Annotated in this window: 19 protein-coding genes; 8 read left to right on the plus strand and 11 right to left on the minus strand. The window is 72.1% G+C overall.

Going from position 1 to position 26,239, the window contains the following annotated elements; translation table 11 throughout:
- Window positions 1–83: 83 nt before the first annotated feature.
- On the plus strand, window positions 84–1,337 hold the full coding sequence (locus ACFY3N_RS24340) for a PP2C family protein-serine/threonine phosphatase (RefSeq protein ID WP_390818821.1): 1,254 nt from the start codon (window positions 84–86) through the stop codon (window positions 1,335–1,337).
- 10 nt (window positions 1,338–1,347) lie between these two features.
- Here the strand turns inward: ACFY3N_RS24340 and ACFY3N_RS24345 are convergent, their stop codons facing one another.
- Genes ACFY3N_RS24345 through ACFY3N_RS24360 form a run of 4 tightly spaced genes read right to left on the minus strand, consistent with a single transcriptional unit; the run spans window position 1,348 to window position 5,817 of the window.
- Complete coding sequence (locus ACFY3N_RS24345; RefSeq protein ID WP_390818823.1) at window positions 1,348–2,727, minus strand: GH1 family beta-glucosidase; 1,380 nt, start codon at window positions 2,725–2,727, stop codon at window positions 1,348–1,350.
- 32 nt (window positions 2,728–2,759) lie between these two features.
- Complete coding sequence (locus ACFY3N_RS24350) at window positions 2,760–3,587, minus strand: carbohydrate ABC transporter permease (RefSeq protein WP_390818825.1); 828 nt, start codon at window positions 3,585–3,587, stop codon at window positions 2,760–2,762.
- Window positions 3,588–3,592: 5 nt separating this feature from the next.
- Complete coding sequence (locus ACFY3N_RS24355) at window positions 3,593–4,546, minus strand: carbohydrate ABC transporter permease (RefSeq protein WP_390818826.1); 954 nt, start codon at window positions 4,544–4,546, stop codon at window positions 3,593–3,595.
- 11 nt (window positions 4,547–4,557) lie between these two features.
- On the minus strand, window positions 4,558–5,817 hold the full coding sequence (locus tag ACFY3N_RS24360; protein WP_390818828.1) for an ABC transporter substrate-binding protein: 1,260 nt from the start codon (window positions 5,815–5,817) through the stop codon (window positions 4,558–4,560).
- A 294-nt stretch (window positions 5,818–6,111) separates the two neighbouring features.
- Between ACFY3N_RS24360 and yicI the strand changes: the two genes are divergently transcribed.
- The gene (gene yicI / locus ACFY3N_RS24365) at window positions 6,112–8,382 is read left to right on the plus strand and encodes an alpha-xylosidase (protein ID WP_390818829.1); all 2,271 of its coding nucleotides are present in this window, start codon (window positions 6,112–6,114) and stop codon (window positions 8,380–8,382) included.
- A 5-nt stretch (window positions 8,383–8,387) separates the two neighbouring features.
- On the opposite strand, the gene ppk2 is transcribed toward yicI, so the two are convergent.
- The 3 genes from ppk2 to ACFY3N_RS24380 form a co-directional block, all read right to left on the minus strand.
- Window positions 8,388–9,380, minus strand: a complete 993-nt coding sequence (gene ppk2 / locus ACFY3N_RS24370) for a polyphosphate kinase 2 (protein ID WP_390818830.1) — start codon at window positions 9,378–9,380, stop codon at window positions 8,388–8,390.
- A 330-nt stretch (window positions 9,381–9,710) separates the two neighbouring features.
- Entirely contained in the window at window positions 9,711–10,472 is a 762-nt protein-coding gene (locus tag ACFY3N_RS24375; protein ID WP_390818831.1) for a sulfite exporter TauE/SafE family protein, read from the minus strand.
- A 523-nt stretch (window positions 10,473–10,995) separates the two neighbouring features.
- Window positions 10,996–11,988, minus strand: coding sequence for a LacI family DNA-binding transcriptional regulator (locus ACFY3N_RS24380; protein WP_390818832.1), 993 nt, complete (start codon window positions 11,986–11,988; stop codon window positions 10,996–10,998).
- A gap of 345 nt (window positions 11,989–12,333) precedes the next feature.
- Between ACFY3N_RS24380 and ACFY3N_RS24385 the strand changes: the two genes are divergently transcribed.
- The 6 genes from ACFY3N_RS24385 (at window position 12,334) to ACFY3N_RS24410 (ending at window position 20,622) form a co-directional block, all read left to right on the plus strand.
- Window positions 12,334–13,260, plus strand: coding sequence for a carbohydrate ABC transporter permease (locus ACFY3N_RS24385; RefSeq protein ID WP_390818833.1), 927 nt, complete (start codon window positions 12,334–12,336; stop codon window positions 13,258–13,260).
- 4 nt (window positions 13,261–13,264) lie between these two features.
- Entirely contained in the window at window positions 13,265–14,212 is a 948-nt protein-coding gene (locus ACFY3N_RS24390; RefSeq protein WP_390818834.1) for a carbohydrate ABC transporter permease, read from the plus strand.
- Window positions 14,213–14,310: 98 nt separating this feature from the next.
- Complete coding sequence (locus ACFY3N_RS24395) at window positions 14,311–15,648, plus strand: ABC transporter substrate-binding protein (RefSeq protein WP_390818835.1); 1,338 nt, start codon at window positions 14,311–14,313, stop codon at window positions 15,646–15,648.
- 60 nt (window positions 15,649–15,708) lie between these two features.
- Window positions 15,709–17,751, plus strand: a complete 2,043-nt coding sequence (locus ACFY3N_RS24400) for a beta-galactosidase (protein WP_390818836.1) — start codon at window positions 15,709–15,711, stop codon at window positions 17,749–17,751.
- 119 nt (window positions 17,752–17,870) lie between these two features.
- The gene (locus ACFY3N_RS24405; RefSeq protein ID WP_390818837.1) at window positions 17,871–19,910 is read left to right on the plus strand and encodes an RICIN domain-containing protein; all 2,040 of its coding nucleotides are present in this window, start codon (window positions 17,871–17,873) and stop codon (window positions 19,908–19,910) included.
- A gap of 76 nt (window positions 19,911–19,986) precedes the next feature.
- On the plus strand, window positions 19,987–20,622 hold the full coding sequence (locus tag ACFY3N_RS24410; RefSeq protein WP_390818838.1) for a sugar O-acetyltransferase: 636 nt from the start codon (window positions 19,987–19,989) through the stop codon (window positions 20,620–20,622).
- A 234-nt stretch (window positions 20,623–20,856) separates the two neighbouring features.
- Here ACFY3N_RS24410 and ACFY3N_RS24415 read toward each other — a convergent pair whose 3' ends face one another.
- From ACFY3N_RS24415 to ACFY3N_RS24430, 4 genes are all read right to left on the minus strand, one after another.
- Window positions 20,857–22,923, minus strand: a complete 2,067-nt coding sequence (locus ACFY3N_RS24415; protein WP_390818839.1) for an iron ABC transporter permease — start codon at window positions 22,921–22,923, stop codon at window positions 20,857–20,859.
- A gap of 4 nt (window positions 22,924–22,927) precedes the next feature.
- A complete protein-coding gene (locus tag ACFY3N_RS24420) occupies window positions 22,928–23,911 on the minus strand; it encodes an ABC transporter substrate-binding protein (RefSeq protein WP_390818840.1) in 984 nt (327 codons plus the stop codon).
- On the minus strand, window positions 23,908–24,762 hold the full coding sequence (locus ACFY3N_RS24425) for an ABC transporter ATP-binding protein (protein ID WP_390818841.1): 855 nt from the start codon (window positions 24,760–24,762) through the stop codon (window positions 23,908–23,910). Before ACFY3N_RS24425 ends, ACFY3N_RS24420 begins: the two co-directional genes overlap by 4 nt.
- A gap of 79 nt (window positions 24,763–24,841) precedes the next feature.
- Window positions 24,842–26,023, minus strand: coding sequence for a spore photoproduct lyase family protein (locus ACFY3N_RS24430; protein ID WP_390818842.1), 1,182 nt, complete (start codon window positions 26,021–26,023; stop codon window positions 24,842–24,844).
- Window positions 26,024–26,239: the final 216 nt, after the last annotated feature.

Genomic DNA, 26,239 nt, shown 5'->3' on the forward strand with positions numbered 1-26,239 from the left:
TCCGACACGATCCTATTTTCTTTTTAAGTCAGACATTTGAGGACGCGCGCACGCCGCGCAAAGGTGAGGACTGCGGACGACACATGAGTCACGCCCGTCAGCATGGACGCGACCACTGGCCGATGCGGCAGTACAAGCGGGGGGCGCGCCGCACATGGTCGCCCCGGGCCCGGGCCGTCGCGCACTGGGCCGCCGGCACACCCGCCCTCCCCGTACTGATCGTCTTCCCCGTCGTGCTCGTCGACCTCGTCGGCGGAACGGGCAAGGTCTGGCTGCCGCTGCTCGCCGCCGGGCCGGCGCTGGCCGCGGCCACCAGCCGGCCGGTGGGGGTTCTCGGGGTGGGTCTCCTCGCCTTCCTCCTCGGCGCGGTGATCGGCGCCCGGCACGGAATGGCGGCCTCGGAGCTGGCCGTCGTACTCGCCGCGCTGGTGACCGTCACCCTGGCCGGCACGCTCGCCAGCGCCCTGCGCGGACGCCGGGAGCGGGTGCTCGCCGCCGTCCGCTCCGTCGCGGAGACCGCGCAGCACGCCCTGCTCAAACCGGTCCCGGAGACCGTCGGCCCGTTCCAGGCGGCGGTCCGCTACAGCGCCGCCGCGGCGGAGGCCCGGATCGGCGGTGACCTCTACGCCCTCATCCCCACGCCGTACGGGGTCAGGGTGATCGTCGGCGATGTGCGCGGCAAGGGGCTGCCGGCCGTGGGGACGGCCGCCCTGGTGCTCGGTGTCTTCCGGGAGGCCGCCCACGACGAGCCGGACCTGCTGGACGTCGTCTGCCGGATCGAGCGGAGTCTGGCCCGCAACCTCGGCCACGACGACTTCGTCACCGCCGTGGTCGCCGGCTGCCCGGAGCCGGGGCGGCTGGAGATGGTCAACTGCGGACACGCTCCCCCGCTGCTGGTCCGCGGCGCCGAGGTGGTGCCGGTGGACCCGGTCCGCCCGGCGCCGCCCCTGGGGCTGCGTGCCCTGTCGGGCGAGTCCCCCGGCCTTCAGGTGGTGTCCTTCACCGAGGGCGACCAGCTGCTGTTCTACACCGACGGGGTCACGGAGGCCCGGGACGCCGGCCGTGCGTTCTACCCGCTGGCCGAGGGCCTGGCCCGGCATCTGTGCGACGAGCCGGCCCGCACGCTCGCCGCGCTCCACCGGGAACTGCTGGACCATGTGGGCGGCCGGCTGCACGACGACGCGGCCCTGCTCCTGCTGCGCAAGCCCGTCCCCGCCGCCGGGGCGGCGGACGCCGGCGGCCTTGCGCCCACCGGCTCCCCCGTCGTCCGGCCGCTCACGGCGCAGCCGGAGCCGGGCACCGGCGGCGCCTCCGAGGACCGTGAGGGCGCCGCCTAGGGGCGGCCCGTCAGGGCCGCTGGGCGGCGATCATGCGCCGGTACCAGTGGTAGCTGTCCTTCGGGGTGCGCTTCTGCGTGTCGTAGTCGACCCGGACGATGCCGAAGCGCTTGTCGTAGCCGAAGGCCCACTCGAAGTTGTCGAGCAGGGACCACACGTAGTAGCCGCGCACGTCCACACCGGCGTCGATCGCGGCCCGCAGCGCGGTGAGGTGGTCGCGCAGATAGGCGACGCGGTCGGTGTCGTGCACGGCGCCGTCGGGGCTCACCCCGTCGTCCTCGGCGGAGCCGTTCTCGGTGATGTGGATCGGCGGCAGGGCGTCGCCGTACTGCTCCCGCAGGTCCACCAGGAGATCGGTGAAGGTGTCCGGGGCCACCGGCCAGCCCATCGCGGTGTGCCGGACGCCGGGCATCGGCGTCTCGGTGCAGCGGTTGTCGGTCGCCACGCGCAGGGCGGGGTCGCCCTCGCGGTACGGGGCGTCGGCGACGACGATCGGGCGGTAGTAGTTGATGCCGAGGAAGTCCAGCGGCCGGCTGATCAGCTCCAGGTCTCCGTCGCGGCGGAAGTCCTGTCCGGTGATCAGTTCGCCCCAGGTCTCCTCCTCGGTGTCCGGGTAGCGCCCGGCGAGGATCGGCTCGGTCCACACCAGGTTGTGCAGGGTGTCGGCGCGCACGACGGCTTCCCGGTCGGCGGCGGAGCCGGTGGCGGGCAGGTGGTGGTCGAGGTTGAGGGTGATGCCGACCTCGCGGACCCCGGCGGACCGCAGTGCCCGCACGGCGAGTCCGTGGCCGACCAGGAGGTGGTGGGCGGCGGCCAGGGCGCCCCGGCCCTCGCGGGCGCCGGGCGCGTGGCGGCCGACGGAGTAGCCGAGGAAGGCGCTGCACCACGGCTCGTTGAGGGTGATCCAGCGGGGCACCCGGTCGCCCAGGTGCCCGGCGACGACGGCCGCGTACTCGGCGAACCGCTCGGCGGTCTCCCGCACCCGCCAGCCGCCCCGGTCCTCCAGGGCCTGCGGGAGGTCCCAGTGGTAGAGGGTGGCGGCGGGCTCGATGCCGGCGGCGAGGAGCTCGTCGACCAGGCGGGAGTAGAAGTCCAGGCCCTTGGGATTCACCGGGCCGGTGCCGTCCGGCACGATGCGCGGCCAGGCGATCGAGAAGCGGTACGAGCCGACGCCGAGGTCGCGCAGCAGGGCCACGTCCTCGGGATAGCGGTGGTAGTGGTCGCAGGCGACGTCACCGGTGTCGCCGTTCGCGACCAGGCCGGGGGTGTGGCTGTAGGTGTCCCAGATCGACGGGCCGCGGCCGTCCTCGTGCGCCGCGCCCTCGATCTGGTACGAGGCGGTCGCGGCGCCGAAGACGAAGCCGGGCGGGAAACGGGGGAAGTCGCTCATGTGGTGCGAGTCCATCTCGGTGTGTGCGGTGATCACTTGACGGAGCCCCCGGTGATGCCGGCGGCGATGTACTTCTGGGCGAGGACGAGCAGGATCGCGGCCGGGACGGCGGAGAGCACGGACGCCGCCATCACCGAGCCCCAGTCGCCGACGTGGGCGCCGATGTACTGGTAGATGCCGAGCGTGATCGGCTTGACGTCGTCGGTGGTGTTCAGGGTGAGCGCGAACATGAAGTCGCTCCACGAGAACAGGAACGCGAACAGGCCGGAGGTGATCAGCGAGTTGCGGCTCATCGGGATCACCACCCGCAGGAAGACCCGTACCGGGCCGGCGCCGTCGATCTCGGCGGCCTCGATGACCTCGCCCGGAATGGACACCATGAAGGAGCGCATGAGGACGATGGAGAAGGGGATGCCGAGCGAGGCGTCCGCGAGCATCAGGCCGAAGTAGGAGTTCACCAGGCCCAGGTCGACGTACGAGTTGTAGAGGGCGTTGGCGATGACGATGCCCGGCACCATCTGGGTGATCAGGGTGCCGAAGACGATGGTGCGCGAGCCGCGCAGGCCGAACCGGGCCAGGCCGTAGGCCGCCGGGGCGGAGATCGCCAGGCAGATGGCGACGGCGCCGAACGAGACCAGCAGGGAGGTCAGCAGGTGACCGCCCTGGTCGGTGACGGCCTTGGAGAATCCGGAGAGGTCCAGGCTGCCCGGCACCGGGTCGACCTGGAGCAGGCCGGACTCGGGCTGGAGTGCCGTGTTGAGCATCCAGTACAGCGGGAAGAGCATCACGCCCAGGACGAGCACACCGGCGACGGTGGAGCCCCAGCGGCGCCGGGACGCGGCGGGAGTGTGGGCGGCCATGTCGGTCACTTCCCCTCGGTGCGGTTGGCCCGCAGGTAGAACACCGCGAACACCGCGGAGATGAGGATGAGCACGTTGCCAACGACCGCGCCGGCGCCGAAGTCCAGTTCCACGAAGGAGTTCTGGTAGGTGAGCGTGCCCAGGGTCTGGGTGGCGTCGGCGGGTCCGCCGTCGGTGAGGGCGAGGATCAGGTCGAGGATCTTGACCGTCGACATGAAGCCGAGCACCAGGACGACCGTGATCACCGGCTTGAGCATCGGCAGGGTGACGGAACGGAAGGTCCGCCAGCCCGAGGCGCCGTCCAGGGCGGACGCCTCGTACAGCTCCTTCGGGATCTCCTGGAGGCCGCCGTAGAGGATGACCATGTTGAACGGGATGCCGATCCAGATGTTGACCAGGATCACCGAGAGCAGCGCCATGTCGGGGCTGGTCAGCCACGGGGTCTGACCGCCCAGGCCCAGGGTGTCCAGGAACGTGTTCAGTACGCCGGTGTCCTGGTCGAGGATGCGGCGCCACACGATGCCGGAGACCACCATGGGCACCAGCCAGGGCAGCAGGATCAGCGACCGCAGGACGCCGTTCAGGGGGAACCTGCGGTTGAAGAAGACGGCGAGGGCGAGGCCGATGCAGAACTGGCCGAGCAGGGAGCCGGCGGTGAAGACGAGGGTGTGCCACAGCGCCTTGCCGAAGAGGACGTCCTGGAAGACGGACGACCAGTTGTCGGCGCCGTTGAAGGGGGCCTCGCCGGTGAAGAACGTCTTCGGTGTGTAGTGCTGGAAGCTCATCACGATGTTGCGGACGAGCGGGTAGCCGAAGAACAGCAGCATGAAGACGACGGCGGGGGCGACGAAGCCCCACTGGGCGAGTCTGCGGCGCAGGCGCTGCCGGTCCGGGTCCGGCGCGGCGGTCTTCCCGGAGGTCTTCGCGGACACCGGGGCGGTGACGGTGGACGTGGTCATGGGCGCGTACCTCAGTTCCCGCTCGTGGCGCGCTGCTGGGCGCGCTGCAGGGCGGTTTCGCTGGACTGGCCGGTCAGGGCGGACTGGAAGGCGCTCTGCAGGGCGAGCGAGACGCCCGACCAGCCGGCGCCGAGCTTGGCGGTGCGGGACCGGGCGGCGGCGACCTGGTCGGCCAGCGCGTCCAGCTCGGGCACCTCCTCGCGCCACTTCGCGGCGGCCTTCTCGTTGGCCGGGACCATCCAGCTGTTGAGGGCGTAGGTGAGCTGTTCCTCCTCGCTCGCCAGACAGGCGACGATCCGGCCGGCCGTCTTCTCGCGCTCCGTGTCACCGGTACGGGGCACGGTGAGCACCGCGCCGCCGAGCGGTCCCACCGAGTCGGCGCCCTCCTCGGGGACGGGGATCTGCGCGATCTCCCAGTGCAGCGACTTCTTGGTGTTGAGGGTCTCGACCTGCCACGGGCCGTTGATCATCATCGCGGCGTTCCCGGCCATGAACTGGTCGTTCACGTCGGCCTGCGTCCAGTTGACCGTGGACTTGGAGAGCGACCCGTCCTGGAGCAGCGCCTTCCAGTAGTCGAGCGCCCCGACGACCTGAGGGCTGTCGAGGTCCGTCTCGTCGCCGCCGTTGGACCACATGAACGGCGTGAACTGGAAGACGCCGTCCTCGGCGCCGCCCGCGCTGAGCGCCAGGCCGTACCGGTCGCCCTCGGTGAGCTCCTTCGCCGTCTCCCTCAGCTCGTCCCAGGTGGTGGGCACCTTCACGCCCGCCTCGTCCAGGACGTCCTTGTTGTAGAAGAGCGCGAGGGTGTTCACGGAGCGGGCCGCGCCGTAGTACGTGTCCTTGTAGGAGCCGAAGTCGACGATGCCCTCGGGGACGTCGTCGGTGGCGAGACCCAGGGTGCGCAGGTCGACGAGCCCGCCGGCGTCGGCGAAGGTCGGCATCTCGGAGGCGTCGAACTGCACGATGTCCGGCAGCGACTTCGACGAGGCCATGCGCAGGGCCTTCGTCATCACCTGCGAGGCGGGGACGCTCTGCTGTTCGACGCGCACGCCCAGCCGCTTGCCGCAGCGGGCCATCGCCTCGGCGTCCCAGCGGTGGTAGGTCTCGTCGGTCGAGGAGTTCATCACGGTGTACACGTCGCTGTCGCGCTGCTGTGCGCAGCCGCTCAGCGCCGCTCCGGCGACGAGGACGGAGACGGCGGCGAACGACGTGACGGCTCCGCGCGAACGTCCGCGCGCGCGGTGTGCGGCAACCGGAGGATGTGCTGTCACGGTGGGTGCCCTTGCGTGGGGACCGGCTCAGCGTGCGCTGAGCCGGTGGCTCTTTCGGGAGGCTGGTGAAGCGCTTCGACTCGCGGCGGCTCCTGCCGAGGTGTTGCCTGGCGCTGCACCGGGTGTAATTTGTTTTGCCTGATTACTAATACGCCAGCGGAAGCCGGTCGCGCTAGACCCCCAGCGATACGATCTGCTTGTGCCAAGGCGTGACAGGCTCTGCGTCTCCTGTCATAGTTCCTGGTCAGAGGCTTTCTCCCGGGCCTCTGCCGCCCTCCCCCTCCGAGGAAGACCATGAAATTCACTGACGGCTTCTGGCGCATCCGCGACGGCGTCCAGATCGCGTACGCCACCGAAGTGCGCGATGTGCGCCCGGAATCGAAGCGCTTCACCGGCTATGCCGCCGTGAAGAAGGTGACACGCAGGGGCGACACCCTGAACGCGCCGCTGATCACCGTCGAGTGCTTCTCCCCCGCCGAGGGTGTGATCGGTGTCCGGGTCACCCACCACGCGGGCAAGTACCGGCCGGGCCCCGACTTCGTCCTCGCCGGGGACGCGGACGGCGCGGGGACGGTACGACAGGACGGCACCGTCACCGAGCTGACCAGCGGTCCCCTGACCCTGCGCCTGGACGGGAGCGGTCCCTTCGCGCTCACCTTCCACGACGCGGACGGACGCGAGCTGACCCGCGCCGGCGCCAAGAGCACCGCCTTCGCCACCACCGGCGAGGGAGCCCACCACGTGCTGAGCCGGCTGTCGCTCGGCGTCGGCGAGCAGGTCTACGGCCTGGGCGAGCGCTTCACCCCGTTCGTCAAGAACGGCCAGACCGTCGACGTCTGGCAGGCCGACGGCGGCACGAGCAGCGAGCAGGCCTACAAGAACGTCCCGTTCTACCTCTCCTCCCGCGGCTACGGCGTCTTCGTCAACCACCCCGGCGCCGTCTCCTTCGAGGTCGGCTCGGAGTCCGTCGGGCAGGTCCAGTTCAGCGTCGAGGACCAGGCGCTGGAGTACTACGTCGTCGCCGGCCCGACCCCGAAGGACGTCCTCGGCCGCTACACGGCCCTCACCGGGCGCCCGGCCCTGCCGCCGGCCTGGTCTTTCGGCCTGTGGCTCAGCACCTCCTTCACCACGTCGTACGACGAGGCGACGGTGACCTCGTTCGTCGACGGCATGGCCGAGCGCGGCATCCCGCTGTCCGTGTTCCACTTCGACTGCTTCTGGATGCGCGAGTACCAGTGGTGCGATTTCCAGTGGGACCCGGACGTCTTCCCCGACCCGGAGGGCATGCTGACCAGGCTCAAGGAGAAGGGCCTGCGGATCAGCGTCTGGATCAACCCGTACATCGCCCAGAAGTCCCCGCTCTTCGACGAGGCCGCGGCCCTCGGGCACCTGGTGCGCCGCCCGAACGGCGACGTGTGGCAGTGGGACCTGTGGCAGGCCGGCATGGGCCTGGTCGACTTCACCAGTCCCGACGCCCGCGCCTGGTTCCAGTCGAAGCTCAAGCCGCTGCTCGACCAGGGGGTGGACAGCTTCAAGACGGACTTCGGCGAGCGCATCCCCACCGATGTCGTCTGGCACGACGGCTCCGACCCCGAGCGGATGCACAACTACTACACGCACCTGTACAACCGGACGGTGTTCGAGCTCCTGGAGAAGGAGCGCGGGCAGGGCGAGGCGGTGGTCTTCGCCCGGTCCGCGACCGCCGGCGGCCAGCAGTACCCGGTGCACTGGGGCGGCGACTGCTGGTCGTCCTTCGAGGCGATGGCCGAGTCGCTGCGGGGCGGCCTGTCCCTGTCACTGAGCGGGTTCGGCTTCTGGAGCCACGACATCGGCGGCTTCGAGGGCACGCCCGTCCCCGAGGTCTTCAAGCGCTGGCTCGCCTTCGGCCTGCTCTCCTCGCACAGCCGGCTGCACGGCTCCACGTCGTACCGGGTGCCGTGGGAGTTCGGCGACGAGGCGGTCGACGTCGCCCGGCGGTTCACCCTGCTCAAGCACCGCCTGATGCCGTATCTGTACGGCGCCGCCGCCGAGGCCCACCGCACGGGCGTCCCGATGATGCGGCCCATGGTGCTGGAGTTCCCGCAGGACCCGGCGTGCCGCCCGCTCGACCGCCAGTACATGCTGGGCCCCGACCTGCTGGTCGCACCGGTGTTCAGCGAGGACGGCGAGGTGGAGGTCTACCTGCCCGGGGGCACCTGGACCCACCTGCTGAGCGGCGAGCGGGTCACCGGCCCGTGCTGGCGCACCGAACGGCACGGCTACGACAGCCTTCCGCTCTACGTCCGCGAGGGCGCCGTGCTGCCGCTGAGCGGCGACGAGTCCCGGCCCGACGGCGACTGGCTGGACGCCCCGGTCCTGCTCGTGCACCCCACGGCCGCGGCCGACTACGCGGCCGAGGTCACCGTGCCGGACACGGCGGGGCTCGCGGCCGCGACGTTCCGGGTCCGGCGGGACGGCGACGTGCTGCGGGTCGCCGCGTCCGGGACCGACCGCCCGTTCACGGTGCGCGTGGCCGGCGGGGCGCAGGCACAGGGCGCGGGTGAGGTGACGCTGCCCCTGGGGTGACCGGGTCACGTGTCCGGGTGACTGCCCGGGCCGTGGCCGGGACCCGCGAGGGGGGTCGGTGAGAGGGCCGAGGGTTCCTCACCGGCCTCCAGCAGGGTGTCCGCCGCGCCCACGATCAGCGGGTCCGGCTTGCCCAGGGCCTCGTGGTCCTTGGCCGGATAGTCGCAGCGGTCGAGGAGACTGCGCATGGCCTCGAGCCGGCCCCGCCGCTTGTCGTTGTTCTTCACGACCGTCCACGGCGCGTGGGAGGTGTCCGTCGCCCGGAACATCTCGACCTTGGCCTCGGTGTAGTCGTCCCAGTGGTCGAGCGAGGCGAGGTCCATCGGCGAGAGCTTCCAGCGGCGCAGCGGATCGACCTGGCGGATCGCGAACCGGGTCCGCTGCTCGGCCCGGGACACGGAGAACCAGAACTTCACCAGCATGATGCCGTCGTCGGTGAGCAGCCGCTCGAACAGGGGCGCCTGTGCGAGGAACTGGTGGTACTCCTCGTCCGTGCAGAAGCCCATGACCCGCTCGACGCCCGCGCGGTTGTACCAGGAGCGGTCGAAGAAGACGATCTCGCCGCAGGCCGGCAGGTGGGCCACATAGCGCTGGAAGTACCACTGGCCCGCCTCCCGCTCGGTCGGCTTCTCCAGGGCGACCACACGGGCGCCGCGGGGGTTCAGGCGTTCCATGAACCGCTGGATGGTGCCGCCCTTGCCGGCCGCGTCCCGTCCCTCGCAGAGCACGACGATGCGCTGACCGGTGTCCTTGATCCACCGCTGCATCTTCAGCAGTTCGATCTGCAGGATGCGCTTGGTCCTGTCGTACTCCGCCCGGCGCATCCGGCGGTCGTAGGGGTAGTTCTCCCGCCAGGTCTCGATCGGGGTGCCGTCGGCGTCGAGCAGCACGGGCCGCTCCGGGCGCCGGTCGTCCACCTCGAGACCGTGGAGCAGATCGTCGCCGATCCCGCCGGTCTCCGTCCGGCCGTCCGGCGCGTCCGTGTGTTCGGCCGTCACGTCGTCTCCCGCCTCTTCACGCGTGCGCTACGAGAAGCGTATGCCCACCGGGCGCTATGTGATGATTCGGCCGCGGGGGCGGGAAGGGAGCGGCGGCGCCTTCCGTCCGTGTTCGGGGATCTCATGCAGGCACGGGTACCCAGGCGAAGGGGACGCACGACGTGCGGATCGGCCCGAGGGGCCGTACGGCGCCGCTCGCCGTGGGCCGCGGGTCCGCCGGGCGGGCCGGGAGCACGGGAGTCACGGTGAATCCGGCCGTCGCGGGACCGGCCCGCGCCGGCGGTGCGGCGGGCTTCGTCCACGGGCCGGTGGACCGCGGGCCGGCGGTGGTCAGCGGAGCAGCTGGACGAGGGCGACGGTGCCGATCGTGACGATGAGGCCGCGCAGCACCGCGGGGCTGAACCTGCGGCCGGTCCTCGCTCCGAGTTGGCCGCCGAGGGCGGATCCGGCCGCGATGAGCGCGACGGCCGTCCAGTCGAAGTCGGCGACGAAGAGGAAGAAGGCCGCGGCGACCGTGTTGACGATCGCCGCGAGCACGTTCTTGACGGCGTTGAGGCGTTGCAGCGGCTCGTCGATGAGCAGGCCCATCAGGGACATGTAGATGATGCCCTGGGCGGCGGAGAAGTAGCCGCCGTAGACGCTGGCCAGGGTCAGGCCGGCGGACAGCGGCCAGCCGCCGTCACGGTGCGGGGAGTCTCCCCTCGCGCGGCGGTTCCGTATCCTCCTGCCGATCAGGGGCTGGAACGCGACGAGGACGAGGGCGAGCCCCACCAGGGTCGGCACGATGGTCTCGAACGCCTCGGCGGGCAGGGCCAGCAGGAGCGTCGCGCCGCAGAGCCCGCCCAGCGCGGCGCCGATGCCGAGCTTGCGCACGCGGCGGCCCTGGCCGGCGAGTTCCCTGCGGTAGCCGACGGCGCCGCTGACGGAGCCGGGTATCAGTCCGAGCGCGTTGGAGACCGTGGCGGTGACGGGGGACAGCCCGGTGGCGAGCAGCACGGGAAAGGTGACCAGCGTCCCCGAGCCGACGACCGCGTTCATGGCTCCGGCGCCGACGCCCGCCGCGAAGACGCCGAGCATTTCCAGCGGCGTCATGCCGTGCCCCCGCTCGCCCGGTCGCCGCCCGGGGATGTCCGCTGTCGGCCGAGGCCCGAGGAAACGTTCATGGGAGGACGCTAGCCTCCGCGCCCTTCGGCGATCACCGAAGGGTCCGGGACGGCCCCGGGGCGCGCGACGCCCGCGGCCTCGCCGCCGTCCTCGGGGGGCGGCGCGGCCGCCCGGAGGCACGGGGTGGCGCCCTGCCCGGCGAGCCGGGCGGCCGTCCGCCGCGCGAACCGGCGGTTCGGCCGGGCGGCGGCCCGCGCCCGGTGCGGCTTCCCCCCTCCCCCCGACGGCCCCGTCGGCCGGGTGGCCGTCCCCGCCGCCGAGGAGCCGGTCGTGGGCCCGCGCCGGGTGTGCCGTGCCGGTGTCGGTGCGCGGAGGGCCGGCGGGGGTGCGCGGAGGGCCGGCGGGGGTGCCGGCCGGCACGGCCGAGTACGTCCCGGGAGCGGCCCGGAAGTGCCTGACGGTCACCGGGTCCCGCACGCCGGCCAGCGCACGGGGAGAGGGAGACGAACCGTCAGCCGGCCCCCGGCGGCGGTGCCGTGCTGGCGCGCCGCACCAGCCGGGTCGGGACGAGGGTGGTGCCCCGCTCGGGGCCGACCTGGCGCATCTTGCTCAGCACCGCCTGCACGCAGAGCCGTCCCACCTCGGCGAAGTCCTGGTGGACGGTGGTCAGCGGAGGCAGGAAGGAGGACGCCTCGGGGATGTCGTCGAAGCCGATGACGCTGACGTCCTCGGGGACGCGCCGGCCGTGTTCGTGCAGGGCGCGCAACAGACCGAGCGCCATCTGGTCGTTGGCGGCGAAGACCGCCGTGCACTCCTGGCGGGCGGCGAGTTCGAGGCCGGCCCGGTAGCCCGAGTCCGCCGACCAGTCCCCCCGGACGAGAGGCGGCGGCACCCGTCCGGCCTCGGTGAGGGCGGCGTGCCAGGCCGCCGTACGGCGTTGCGCGGCGAACGAGTCCTCGGGGCCGCCGAGATGCCACACCGTGCGGTGGCCGAGGCGGAGCAGGTGCCGGACGGCGGCGCGGGTGCCGCCCGCCTGGTCGGTGTCGACGACCGTGTAGCGGTCGCCGGCGTCGGAGTCGACCACCACGACCTGGACGTGCGGGGGCAGGGTGACCGTCGCCGCGTCCAGCAGATGGACCTCCATGATGACGATCACGGCGTCGACGGCGAGTTCCTCCAGCCGGGAGAACGCCCCGCGCACCTCGTCCTGGGTGGGCACGGCGACCGGCAGCAGCGTCACCGCGTAGCCCTCGTGCGCGGCGGAGGTGGCGATCGCCTCCAGGGTGCGCACGTTGCCGGTGGTGGACAGGGTGAAGGTGATGACACCGATGGTGCGGAACTCGCCGCGTTTCAGGGCGCGGGCCGCGCTGTTGGGCCGGTAGCCGAGTTCCTTCATCGCGGCCAGCACCTGGCGGCGGGTCTCCTCGGTCACCCCCGCGTAGCCGTTGGAGACGCGGGAGACGGTCTGGGACGAGACCCCCGCCAGGCGGGCCACGTCGGCCATGGAGGCCGTGTTCCGGGCACCGCCCCGGGTGCGGCGCGCGCCGCCGGCCGCGGGGGCCGCCCCGATGGCGGGGCCGGGTGCCTTCGCCGGCGTTCTCTCGGCCGTGTCCACTCGCCGTCAGCCGCCTTCCTGTCACTGCTCGCGCCACGGTTTCCCCGGGGAGCCCTTGACCGTTCTCAGGAGGGCAGTGTAAACATTCCGCCATCCGATGTTTACGTAAACATAACAGCTCGGCGGCGCTTCGCGGCAGCGGATGTTTACGCAAACATCACGTGCAGGGGGCATGCCGTCCGGTTCACGCGCCGGGCGGCGGCCGGTCCGCAACGGTGACGAGCGAGGAACGACATGACGACGCTGCAACCACCGGTGGCCGCCGAGGCGCGGCCGGCCCCGCCCCCGGCGAGACGGGACCGCCGCTCATGGACGGGGTGGGGCTTCATCGGCCCCTTCGTGGCGGTGTTCGCCCTGGTCTTCCTGGCGCCGATCGCGTACTCGCTCTACCTGAGCCTCTTCCGCGACCAGCTCATCGGCGGGACCACCTTCGTCGGCCTCGACAACTACGAACAGGCGCTGCGGGACGACCGGTTCTGGGCGGCCCTCGGCCGGGTCTCGCTCTTCCTGTGCGTCCAGGTGCCGATCATGCTCGGCATCGCGCTGCTGGTGGCGCTGGCCCTGGACAGCGGCCGGCTCTACGGCAAGAGCTTCTTCCGCATCACGATCTTCCTGCCGTACGCGGTGCCCGCCGTGGTCGCCACCCTCATGTGGGGCTTCATGTACGGCACGAAGTACGGCCTGGTCGGCGACATCAACGGGGCGTTCGACGTCTCGCTCCCCGACCCGCTCTCCCCCGACCTGGTGCTGGCCTCCATCGGCAACATCGTCACCTGGGAGTTCGTCGGCTACAACATGCTGATCTTCTACTCGGCGCTGCGCGTCATCCCGAACTCCCTGTACGAGGCGGCGGAGATCGACGGCGCCGGACAGATCCGCGTGATCACCGCGATCAAGCTGCCCGCGATCCGGGGCGCCCTGGTCATCGCGACGATCTTCTCCATCATCGGCAGCTTCCAGCTGTTCAACGAGCCGAACATCCTGCGTCCGCTCGCCCGCAACGCCATCACCACCGACTACACGCCGAACTTCTACACGTACTCGCTGTCCTTCAACGGCCAGCAGCACAACTACTCCGCGACGGTGGCCATCATCATGGGCCTGATCACGATGGTGATCGCCTACGTCGTGCAGCTGCGCGGCATGCGCAAGGGAGCGTGACCCGATGAGCAGCCCTCTCACCACCGCCTCCCCGGCCGTACCCGCCAAGGCCTCCGGTCCCGGCCGCAGCGCGCCACGGCTGCGCGGGACCCGCAGGCACTCCGCCGACAAGCCCCGGCGCAGCGTGCTGCTGACCGTGCTGACCTCCCTGGTCGTCGTCTACACCGTCGTGCCGCTGGTCTGGCTGGTCATCAACGCCACCAAGACGCAGGCGGGTCTGGCCGACTCGTCGGGGATGTGGTTCGCCGACGACTTCGCGCTGTGGGACAACATCCGCGACACGTTCACCTACCAGGACGGCGTGTTCACGCGCTGGCTGCTGAACACCCTGCTGTACGTGGTGCTGGGCGCCGGCGGGGCCACCCTCCTCGCGGTCCTGGGCGGTTACGCGCTGGCGAAGTTCGACTTCCCCGGCAAGCGCGGCGTCTTCGCCACGGTCATCGGCGCGGTGGCGGTCCCCGGCACGGCCCTCGCGGTGCCCACCTTCCTGATGTTCAGCAAGATGGGCCTGACGGACACCCCGTGGGCGGTGATCATCCCCTCACTGGTCTCGCCGTTCGGCCTGTACCTGATGTGGGTGTTCGCCACCGAGGCCATCCCCACCGAACTCCTCGAGGCCGCCCGCATCGACGGGGCCGGCGAGGCACGCACCTTCTTCACCGTCGCCCTCCCGCTGCTCGCCCCGGGCATCGTGACCGTGCTGCTGTTCACCACGGTCGCCACCTGGAACAACTACTTCCTGCCGCTGATCATGCTGAAGGACTCGGAGTGGTACCCGCTGACGCTCGGGCTGAACGCGTGGAACTCCCAGGCCGAGACCGTCGGCGGCGAGGTCATCTTCAACCTGGTGATCACCGGTTCGCTGCTCACCATCCTGCCGCTCATCGCCGCGTTCCTGCTGCTCCAGAAGTACTGGCAGTCGGGTCTCGCCGCGGGCAGCGTCAAGGAGTGACCGCGCGGCTCCCCGGCCGCCCCCTCGACCCCACAGCCCGGCACCCCCGCACCACCCTCCTCACCCCGTCCCACCCACGAAGAAGTGGAAGCACCCTCATGCGCAGAAACACCAGCCGCCTGCTGCGCGGCATCGCCCTCCTGTCCGCCGTGACCCTGGGCGCCACCGCCTGCGGCGGCTCCGGGGAGGACTCCGCCGACAAGGCGGTCTCCGCCTCGGACATCCAGGCGGCCCTGAAGAAGGGCGGCACGGTGACGGTGTGGTCCTGGGAGCCCACGCTGAAGACGGTCGCCGCCGACTTCGAGAAGAAGTACCCGAAGGTCAAGATCAACCTCGTCAGCGAGCGGTCGGGCGACAAGCACTACACCGCGCTGTCGAACGCGATCTCGGCCGAGAAGGGCGTCCCGGACGTCGCGCAGGTCGAGTACTTCGCGGTGAACCAGTACGCCCTCGGCAAGGGCCTCACCGACCTGGCCCCCTTCGGCGCCGACAAGCTGGCCTCCGCGTACACGCCCGGCCCGTGGAACGCGGTGAGCGAGGACGAGGCGGTCTACGGCCTGCCGATGGACTCCGGCCCGATGGCGATGTTCTACAACAAGAAGGTCTTCGACAAGTACAAGATCGCCGTCCCGACCACCTGGGACGAGTACGTCGACGCCGCGCGCAAGCTGCACAAGGCCGACCCCAAGGTCTACATCGCCAACGACGCCGGCGACGCCGGCTTCACCACCAGCCTGCTGTGGCAGGCCGGTTCGCGGCCGTACAAGGTCGACGGCACCAACGTGAAGATCGACTTCAGCGACGCGAAGGCCAAGAAGTACACGGACACCTGGCAGAAGCTCATCGACGAGAAGCTCCTCGCCCCGGTCAACGGCTGGACCGACGAGTGGTACAAGGGCCTGGGCGACGGCAGCATAGCCACCCTGACCACCGGTGCCTGGATGCCCGCCAACTTCGTCAGCGGCGTGCCGAACGCGGCCGGCGACTGGCGCGCGGCCCCGATGCCGGCCTGGACCAAGGGCGACAAGGCCAGCGCGGAGAACGGCGGCAGCTCGCTGACCCTGCCCTCGCTCGGCAAGAACAAGGAACTCGCCTACGCCTTCGTGGAGTACGCGAACTCCGGTGACGGCGTCCGGACCCGCGTCGAGCAGGGCGCCTTCCCGGCCACCAAGGCGGAACTGCAGTCCGCCGACTTCCAGAGCACCAAGTTCGACTACCTCGGCGGCCAGGAGGCGAACAAGATCTTCGCCGAGTCCGCCGCGAACGTCGCCAGCGACTGGTCGTACCTGCCGTTCCAGCAGTACGCCCACTCGATCTTCAACGACACGGTCGGCAAGGCCTACGTCTCGAACACCACGCTCGCGGACGGTCTGAAGGCCTGGCAGGACGCCTCGGTGAAGTACGCCGAGGAGCAGGGCTTCACCGTCGAGAAGTAGCACACGCCGGGCGGCGCGGACCTCCCGCGCCGCCCGACGCCCCCACCCGGAAGGACCACCATGATCTCCACCCTCCTGTCCCGCACCGGCGGGGCGGACGGTGCCCCCGTCCCCCGTCTCGTCTACGGCGCCGACTACAACCCCGAGCAGTGGCCCCGCACCGTGTGGGAGGAGGACGTCCGGCTGATGCGCGAGGCCGGCGTGAACCTCGTGTCCGTGGGGATCTTCTCCTGGGCCCAACTGCAACCGGCCGAGGACAGCTGGGACTTCGCCTGGCTCGACGAGGTGATGGACCTGCTGCACCGGGGCGGCGTCGGAGTCGACCTGGCCACCGCCACCGCCTCCCCGCCGCCCTGGCTCACCACCGCCCACCCGGAGGTCCTCCCGGTCACGGCCACCGGCGAGACCCTCTGGCCGGGGGCGCGCCAGCACTGGCGGCCCACCTCGCCCGTCTTCCGCCGGTACGCGTTGCGCCTGGTGCGGGAGCTGGCGACCCGCTACGCCGGTCATCCGGCACTCGTCGCCTGGCACGTCAACAACGAGCTGGGCTGCCACAACGTCTACGACTACTCCGACGACGCGGCCCGCGCCTTCCGCGACTGGCTGCGCGCCCGCTACACCACGCTGGAGGCGCTCAACAGCGCCTGGGGCACGGCGTTCTGGTCGCAGCGGTACACCGACTGGGAGCAGATCCTGCCGCCGCGGCTGGCCGCCTCCCACCCCAACCCCACCCAGCAGCTGGACTTCAAGCGCTTCTCCTCGGACGTGCTCAAGGAGCATCTGCGCGCCGAGCGGGAGATCCTGCGGGAGCTCACGCCGGACGTCCCCGTCACCACCAACTTCATGCTGACGGGCGGCATCAAGGGCATGAACTACCCGGACTGGGCGGGCGAGGTCGACTTCGTCTCCAACGACCACTACGTCCACCCCGGCCCGCAGGACCGCGACGAGCTGTCCTTCTCCGCCAACCTCACCAGCGGCATCTCCGGCGGGCGGCCCTGGTTCCTGATGGAGCACTCCACCAGCGCCGTCAACTGGCAGCCCGTCAACGTCGCCAAGCGCCCCGGTGACCTGGCCCGCGACTCGCTGCTGCACGTCGCCCACGGCGCCGACGCGGTCTGCTTCTTCCAGTGGCGGCAGTCGGCGGCGGGCGCCGAGAAGTACCACTCGGCGATGGTCCCGCACGCCGGCGCGGACAGCGAGCTGTTCCGCGCGGTGGCCGCGCTCGGCGCCACCCTCAAGACCCTCGCCCCGATCGCCGGGTCCGAGCGGGAGCCCGCCCGGGTCGGCATCCTCTACGACTGGGAGTCGTGGTGGGCGAGCGAGCAGGACTCCCACCCCACCTCCCTGCTCGACTACCGGCAGGAGGCGCTCGACTGGTACTCGGCGCTCCTCGCCCTCGGCGTCCGCGCCGACCTCGTCACCACCCGGGCCGACCTGCACCGCCACCAGGTGCTGATCGCCCCCGTGCTGCACATGGTCCCGGCCGAACTGGCGAAGACCCTCACCCGGTACGCCGAACAGGGCGGCCATCTGATCACCACGTACTTCTCCGGTGTCGTCGACGAGCACGACCACGTCTGGCTCGGCGGCTATCCGGGTGCCCTGCGGGACCTGCTCGGCATCCGCATCGAGGAGTTCGGCCCGCTGCTCGCCGGTGACGACGTGGAGCTCGACGACGGCACGACCGGTTCCCTGTGGACCGACCGGATCACCGTGACCGACGCCGGGACCGAGGTGCTGGCCCGCTACCGCACCGGTGAACAGTCGGGCAGGCCCGCCGTCACCCGGCGGCCGGCCGGCGGGGGTTCCGCCGCGTACGTCTCCACCCGGCTCGGTGTCGAGGGCCTCACCTCGCTGCTGCCCCGGCTGCTGGAGCCGGCCGGCGTGGAGAGCGAACTGCCCGCCGAGGTACGGGGGCTGATCGAGCCGGTCGTACGCCGGAGCGCCGAGGGCCGGTTCCTGTTCCTGGTGAACCGGACCGACGACACCGTCGTGGCGCGCGGCCTCGACGGGGAGGTGCTCGTCGGCACCACCGGCACCGACGGCGCCCTCACGCTCGGGCCCCGCGCGGTCGCCGTACTGCGGCAGCCGTCCGTCTGACACCCCCTCACTCCCCGGAACGGCACGCACCCGTTCCGGGGGCCGTCCCCTCCCGCCGGCCGCCGGTGCGGCAGGAGGGTCCACGAGCGCGACCACACACCTCATGTTGGGAGCACACGATGGCACGCCGCACCCGCAACAGACGGCTCCTCACGGCCGCCGGGCTCACCGCCGCCCTGGCCACCGGGGCCGCCCTGATCCCCGGGCCGACGTCCGCCGCCCAGGCCGCGGACCTCCCCTCCGTCACCGTCCGGCCGGACCCCTCCTACCAGCAGGAGGAGTTCGAGGGCTGGGGCACCAGCCTGGTCTGGTTCGCCAACGCCACCGGCGACTACCCGCCGGAGATCCGCGAGAAGCTCGCACGGCTCCTGTTCGGCGACGACGGCCTCGCCCTGAACATCGCCCGGTACAACGTCGGCGGCGGCAACGCCCCCGACGTCAAGGACTACCTCCGTGCGGGCGGAGCCGTGGAGGGCTGGTGGAAGGCGCCCGCGGGCACCACCCGCGAGGACACCGACTGGTGGGACGCCGAGGACCCCGCCGACTGGAACGAGGACGCCGACGCCACCCAGCGGTGGTGGGTGGACCGCATCAAGAAGGACATCACCCACTGGGAGACCTTCAGCAACTCCCCGCCCTGGTTCATGACCGTCAGCGGTTACGTGTCCGGCGGGTTCGACGCCACCGCCGACCAGCTGAAGACCGGGTCGGTCGACGACTTCGCCGCCTACCTGGCGGGCGCCACCAAGCGGCTGGAGAAGGCGCACGGCATCGAGGTCGACACCGTCGACCCCTTCAACGAGCCGAACACCAACTACTGGAGCACCCGCCTCGGCGCGGACGGCGAACCCGTCGGCGGACGCCAGGAGGGCGCCCACATCGGCCCCGGGCTCCAGGAGAAGGTGCTGCACGCGCTCGCCCCGGCGCTGAGGAAGGCGAGGACCAAGGCGGAGATCTCCGCGATGGACGAGACCAACCCCTCCCTCTTCGCGCAGAACTGGAACGCCTACTCGCCCGAGGCGCGTGACCTCGTCGGCCGGATGAACGTCCACACCTACGGCACCGGTCAGCGCACCACCGTGCGCGACATAGCCAAGGCCGAGGACAAGCCGCTGTGGATGAGCGAGGTCGAGGGCGACTGGGGCGACGGGCAGAGCTTCACGGACATGCGCCCCGGTCTCGGCCTCGCCCAGCGCATCGTCGACGACCTGCGTGAACTGGAGCCGCGTGCCTGGGTGTTCTGGCAGCCGGTCGAGGACCACGACAACATGAAGCCGGGCGGGGAGTCCGCCAAGGGCGGCAACTGGGGCGAGATCCAGCTCCCCTTCGGCTGCACCGCCGAGGACACCCTCGAGACCTGCCCGATCCGCACGAACACCAAGTTCGACACGGCCCGCAACTTCACCCACTTCATCAAGCCCGGCGACCGGCTGATCAAGGTGGACGACACCTCCAGCGCGGCGGCGGTGACGCAGAACGGCAAGGGCGCCTCACTCGTCCACGTCAACAGCACCACCGGGGCGCGCGACGTCACCGTCGACCTGTCCAAGTTCCGCCACATCAGCCGGAACGCGACCGTCACGCCCGTCGTGACCAGCGCCGACGGCAAGCTGGAGCGGCACGGGGCCATCAGGGTCACCGGCCGCGCGGCCACCTTCACCGTGCCCGCCCAGTCGGTGACGTCCTTCGTCGTCAAGGGCGTCTCCGGCGTCGCGGAGGACGCCCCGCTGCTGCGCAAGGGCCGCACCTACACACTCACCGGCGTGCAGAGCGGCAAGGCGGTCACCGTCGCGGACGACGGCACGAAGCTCGTGATCGGTGCCGGCGACGGCTCCGCCTCCCAGCGGTGGCGGCTGAGCGCGGTGCGTCCCGACGGCGGCGTGCGCGAGCGCTACGAGTTCACCAGCCCGGTGGACGGCCACCGGCTCGCCGTACGGGACGACGTGCCGGTGGCGGAGCCCCACACCGGCGAGCGGGACCCGGCCGCCGAGTGGATCATGTCGACCACGGGCGACGGCACCTGGACCCTGGTCAACGCGGCCACCGGACGCCTCCTCGAGGTCGGCGGGCAGGCCACGCACGAGGGCGCCGCGGTCACGACGTGGCAGCCCAACTCCGGTTCCAACCAGCGCTGGACGGTCACGGACGTCACGGACTGACCGATCCGCCCGGCCCGGCCGCACCACCCGCCCGGTGGTGCGGCCGGGCCGCTTCCACGACACCCGGGGAGAACCAGTGGCACAGGACGACGGCGCCGAGCGCGAGGTACGCCGCCGCATGGCGGCCCACGAGCTGTACACCGACTCGGCACCCGGTCTCGAGCGCCTCGAGGAGGAGCGACTGCGCGGCAAGGAGCTCGCCGCCGAGTACAACGCCACCGGACCGCGCGACGAGGAGGCCCGCCGCGCCCTGCTGGGCGAACTGCTCGGCTCGGTGGGCCGGGGCGTGTGGATCGAACCGCCGTTGTACGTCGCCTACGGCCGGCACGTGCACCTCGGCGACGACGTGTACGTCAACTTCGGCCTCACCCTGGTCGACGACGTCGAGGTCTTCGTCGGCGACCGCGTGATGTTCGCGCCCCATGTGACCGTCAGCACCACCGGTCATCCCGTCCACCCCGAACTGCGCCGGGACGGCGGCCAGTTCTCGGCGCCGGTGCGCATCGAGGGCGACGTGTGGGTCGGGGCCGGCGCGGTGATCCTGCCCGGGGTGACCGTCGGGCGGGGCTCGGTCGTCGGCGCGGGCAGTGCGGTGACCTCCGACGTGCCGCCGATGACGGTCGTCGCCGGAACCCCGGCCCGTGTACTGCGGCCGATCACCGACGCGGACCGGGAATGGACGTACCGGCCGCCCCGTACCGCGCGGAGCTGAGCGCGCGTCCCGGCGCCGCGGCGACAAGGCCGCGGGCGCGTCCAGCGCGGGCAGGGCACGGCTCGGCAGTGCCTCCCACGAGGACCCCGAGCGCGTCCGCAACGGCTGCGGCGGCGCCCCAAAGACCGCCTGCGACAGCACCCCGTGGACGTGCCGCCAGGCCGTCGAGGCCTTCGGCCGGGCCCGCCGCCGGCCGTCCCGACGGGCCGGCGGCGGGCCGCCGGCCCGCGCGGACTACCGGCGGCTGCGCACCAGCACGTACAGGAAGTACGGCGTTCCGATCACGGCCGTCATCAGGCCGGCACCCAGCTGGGCGGGGGCGATCACGGTGCGGCCCAGCAGGTCGGCCGTGCACACCAGTACGGCGCCGAGGAGCAGCGCGACCGGCAGGACGCGGGTGTGCCGCCGTCCGACGAGGGCGCGCGCCGCGTGCGGGGCGACCAGGCCGACGAAGCCGACGGTTCCCGCGGCGGCGACGGCGGTGGCGCTGAGCAGCACGCCTAGGACGAGGAATCCCAGTCTCCCGCGCGCCAGGTCGAGGCCGAGCAGCCGGGGGGTGTCCTCGTCGAGGGAGACCAGGTCGAGTTCCCTGTGCCGTACGCCGGCCACCGCGACGCCGACCGCGAGGACGGCCGCGAGGGGCAGGACGTCGGGCATGGTCCGGCCGTACGTGGAGCCCGACAGCCAGGTGAGGGCCTTGGTCGCGTTGAACGGGTCGGTGAGCACGATCAGCAGACTGATCAGGGCAGTCGTCGCGGTCGCGGTGCCGATGCCGACGAGCACCAGCCGGTTCTGCTGGTACCCCCCGCGGGCGGCGAGGCCGAACACGACGACCGCGGTGGCCGCGGATCCCGCGAAGGCCGCCCCGGCGACGCCCCACCCCCCGGCGGCGGGGACCGTCGTCACGAGGACCACCGCGCCGAGCGCGCCGCCGCCGGAGACGCCCAGGACGGCGGGTTCCGCCAGTGGGTTGCGGGTGACGGCCTGCACCAGGGTGCCGGCCAGCGCGAGGGCCGCTCCGGCGAGGAGCGCGGCGGACACCCGGGGCATACGGGTGTCCAGCACGAAGGAGACGGTCCTGCCCGCCCTGCCCTGCGCCCAGTTGACCACGTCGCCCAGGAGCAGCTTGCTGTCGCCCAGCAGGACGGCGGCGACGGCGACGCCGACCAGGACGACCGACAGCGCGGTGAGCGTGGTGAGGAAGACGGCGCGGCTGCGGATGCGCAGTCCGTCCGGCGCGGCGGCACCGGCGGTGTCGCGGAGCCGGGCCGCCATCACCACCAGGAACGCCGCACCGACGAGGCTGGTGACCACGCCGGTGGGAACGGCGACCGCGGTGTCCGCGTCGACGAACGCGCGCAGCAGCACGTCCGCGCCGAGCACCAGCGCGGCGCCGACGAGGCCCGCGACCGGCACGCCCGCCCGCAGCCTCCGCAGCCCCCGGGCCCGGCGGGCGAGCGGGCGGGCGAGGGCCGGGGCGCACAGGCCGACGAAGCCGATCGGGCCGGCCAGGGTGACGGCCGCCGCGGAGAGCAGGGTCGCCAGGACGACGGCCGTGACGCGGGTGGCCCGTACCGGGACGCCGAGTCCGCGGGCCGCGTCGTCGCCGAGGGCGAGGGCGTCGACCCGGCGGGCGATGAGCAGCAGGCCGGCGAGTCCGACGACGGCGACGGGCAGCATCTGGAGGACACCGTCGAAGCCGTTCTGGCCGATGTTGCCCTGGTTCCACTGGTAGAGGCCCTCGGTCTGCTGCGGGAACAGCAGGAGCAGCCCTTCGGTGACGGCGGTGAGCCCGAGGGCGAGCGCGGTGCCGGCGAGCACCAGCCGTACGGTGCCGGCGCCGAGCCCCGACAGTCCGAGGACGACGGCCGCCGCCGCGAGCCCGCCGGCGAAGGCGATGCCCGAGGAGGCGAGCAGCGGCAGGGACACGCCGGTGACGGCGGCGATGCCGAGGGCGAAGTAGGAGCCCGCGTTGACGGCGAGGGTGTCCGGGGAGGCCAGGACGTTGCGGCTGACGGCCTGCAGGGCGACGCCGGCCATGCCGAGGGCCGCGCCCACGAGGAGCCCGGCGGTCATCCGGGGCAGCCGTGAGGCGATGACGACGGACGCGTCGGCCGGGTCGGCTCGGCCGGTGAGGGCCTTGAGGACCTCGGCCGGGCCGACCGCGGCGGTGCCCTGGGTGATGTCGACGACGGCGAGGGCCGCGACCAGGAGCACGAGCGCGGTCGTCACCGCGGCCGCGCCCGTCCGGGACGACACCGTCGCCGGACGGACGGTGGGAGTGGTGGCGGTGACGGCCATCGCGCTACTTCGTCAGCGAGGCGACGAGGGAGTCGGCGTACGCCTCCATCGAGCCGGTGCCGCCGAACATCCAGATGCCGTCGTCCAGCCGGTGGACGTCACCGGACTTCACGAACGGCAGGGACTTCCACACCGAGTTGTCGGCGAGCTCCTTGCCGAAGGGGTCGCTGGCGGCGTCGCCGTCGTTGCCGATGTAGGCGAAGTGCACCTTGCCCAGGCCGGTCAGTCCCTCGACGTCGGTGGCGGCCAGGCCGTAGGCCTCGTCGCCCTTCTGCTTCCAGGCGTTCTTCAGTCCGAGCCGCTCGTTGACGGCGCCGATCAGCGAACCGGAGGTGTAGGGGCGTACGGAGACCTGGTTGGAGGCGACGTAGCCGTCGGCGAAGGCGATCTCCGCGCCGTCCAGACCGGCGTCGGCGAGGGCCTTCTGCCCCTCGGCGAGCTTGGCGTCGAAGTCCTTCTTCAGCGTGGCCGCGCGCTCGGTGGTGCCGGTGGCCTCGGCGATGAGGTCGACGTTCTTCAGCATCTGCCCGATCGGGTCGGCGGCGTCGGCGGGCTTCACCTCCAGGACCGGGGCGACCTTGCGCAACTGCTTGACGGCGTCGGGCTGCAGGTCGGTGGTGGCGACGATGAGGTCGGGCTTGAGCGAGGCGATGGTGTCCATGCTGGGCTCGCCGCGGGTGCCGATGTCCGTGGGCTCGTTCTTGAGCGGGACGGCGGCGTCCCAGGCCGTGTAGCCCTTGACGTCGGCGACGCCCACCGGGTCGACGCCGAGGGAGACCAGGTGCTCGACGACGTTCCACTCGGTGCCGACGACCTTCTCGGCGGGGCCGTCGAGTTCCACCTTCGCGCCGGTGGCGTCGGTGAGGGTGATGGCCTGCGCGGACTCCTTGGCGCCGGCGTCGTCGGCGGCGGGTTCGGTGGTGCCGCAGGCCGCCAGCAGGAGGGCGGCGGCGGTGGCCAGGGGCGCGGTGAGCAGGAGGCGTCTCATGAGGTGGTGCCGAGCCTTTCGCTTCGGGTGTGGTGACGGCCGACGGCGCGGGTGCGCAGCAGGCCGGTGAGGGGGTCGGTGTCGACCTCGATCCGGATGCCGTAGACCTCGGTCAGGCGCTCCGGGGTGAGGACGTCCTCGGGCAGGCCCTCGGCGACGACGCGTCCGGCCGCGAGGAGCACGATCCGGTCGGCGACGGCCGCCGCCTGGTCGAGGTCGTGCAGGACGACGCCGACGGCGATGCCGTGCTCGTCGGCCAGGTCGCGCATGAGGTCGAGGAGTTCGACCTGGTAGCGCAGGTCCAGGTAGGTGGTCGGTTCGTCGAGGAGGAGGACGCCGGTCTCCTGGGCGAGACAGCCGGCCAGCCACACGCGCTGGAGCTGTCCTCCGGAGAGGTGTTCGGCTCCGCGCCCGGCGAGTTCGGCGACGCCGGTGAGGGCGAGGGCGCGGTCCACGGCGGCGCGGCCGCCGGGGTCCGTGCCGCCCCACCGGCCGCGGTGCGGGTAGCGGCCGAACTCGACGACGTCCCGCACGCTGAGACCGCTGGGGGTGGGGCGCCCCTGGAGCAGCAGGGCGACGCGGCGGGAGAACTCCCGGGGGCCGAGGGCCAGCGCGTCGGTGCCGGCGTCGATCGTGAGCGTGGCGCTCCGCGGCCGTTGCAGCCGGGCCACGGTGCGCAGCAGGGTCGACTTGCCGCTGCCGTTCGGGCCCACCAGGGCGGTCACTTCGCCGGGGCGCAGGGTCAGCGCCGCGTCGTGCACGACGTCGGCGCCGTCGTACGCCACGGTCACATCGGTGGCCGACAGTTGATGGCCGCGCGGGCCCGGGGCCGCCTCTTCAGCAGGGATCACGAGGCAAGGTTAGCCTACCCTTAACTCTCGTTATCAGGGGGTGACCTGCGAGAAGGCCGGAACGGGCTCTGGCGGTCCGTCAGAAGGCGTAGCGGATATCCAGCCACGGTGTGTGCCGGGTGACCAGTTCCCGCAGGTCCGCGAGGGCGCGGCGCTTGATGTCGGCCCGGTAGCGGAGGTTGAGGGCGCCGTTCTGGGAGCGCTTGGTCTCCTGCGCGGCGGGCTGCCACAGCACGTCCTCGCCGCGCGGATGCCAGCGGAGGTTGACCTCGTGCAGGTCCGCGTTGTGGGTGAGCATGATGACCTCGGCGCGGGCCTGCCGCTTCACGCGCTGCGGCAGTACGTCGTCCATGTGCCGCAGCAGCCCGGCCCAGGCGTCCTGCCAGCCGGGGCGGACGACGACGGGTGAGAGGTTGAAGTGCACCTCGTACCCGGCGTCGAGGAAGTCCGCGGCGGCGGCGATCCGCCGGTCGACCGGGCTGGTGCGCAGGTCCAGCAGGCGTGAGTCGTCGGGCGGCATCACCGAGAACCGGATGCGGGTGCGGCCGCGCGGGTCGAGCCCCAGCAGGTCGGGGTTGACGAACTTGGTCGCGAAGGAGGCCTTCGCGGTGGGCCAGTCGCGGAAGGCGCGCACCAGGTCGGCGGTGTTGTCGCAGACGAGGGCGTCGACGGAGCAGTCGCCGTTCTCCCCGATGTCGTACACCCATGCCTCGGGGTCGCACTGGTTGGGCTCCGGTTTGGGGCCCTGGGCGGCGACGTGGCGGCCGAGGTGGCCGATGATCCGGTCGATGTTGGTGAAGAGGGTGATCGGATTGGCGAAGCCCTTGCGGCGGGGTACGTAGCAGTACACGCAGGACAGGGCGCAGCCGTTGGACGGGCCGGGGGCGATCCAGTCGGCGGAGCGGCCGTTGGGGCGGGTGGTGAGCGTCTTCTTCACGCCCAGCACGAGGGTCTCGCGCTTGATCCGCATCCAGCGGTCGGCGCTGCCCTCGTTGCCGTGCAGTTCGGGGACGCGCCAGTGGGAGTCGGTCTCGATCAGCCGGGCCCCGGGGAACCGGGCGAGGATCTGCCGCCCGCGGGACGAGGCGGCGGCGGCCGGTTCGGCGTGGATCTCCCGGATCGCGAGAAGCCGACGCGCCTGCGCGGAGTCCCGGAAGGCGGGAGCGGACGGCGCGGGTTCGGCCGCCGGTGCCACCGGCAGCGCGTCGAGACCGAAGAGCGGCTCCTGCGGGCCGTGGGACGGGGGAAGGTGGTGGCGCATGTCCTGACCGGATTCCGGGGCGGGGATGCGGTACGAGTGCCCGCCGACCGGTTCCGTCGGAAACCGGCCGTCCTCCCACTGTACGGCGACCGGACGGCACACCGCGGCCGACCGGACCGCGGGTCACCGGCTCCCGCCCGAGCGGCGGACGGCACGTGCTCCCGCCACGGACGGCGCCGAACCGGCCGCCCGTACGCCCGGCCGCGCTCCCGCACG

Origin of the sequence: Streptomyces sp. NPDC000348 (assembly GCF_042898795.1) — a bacterium.
Taxonomy (GTDB): Bacteria; Actinomycetota; Actinomycetes; order Streptomycetales; family Streptomycetaceae; genus Streptomyces.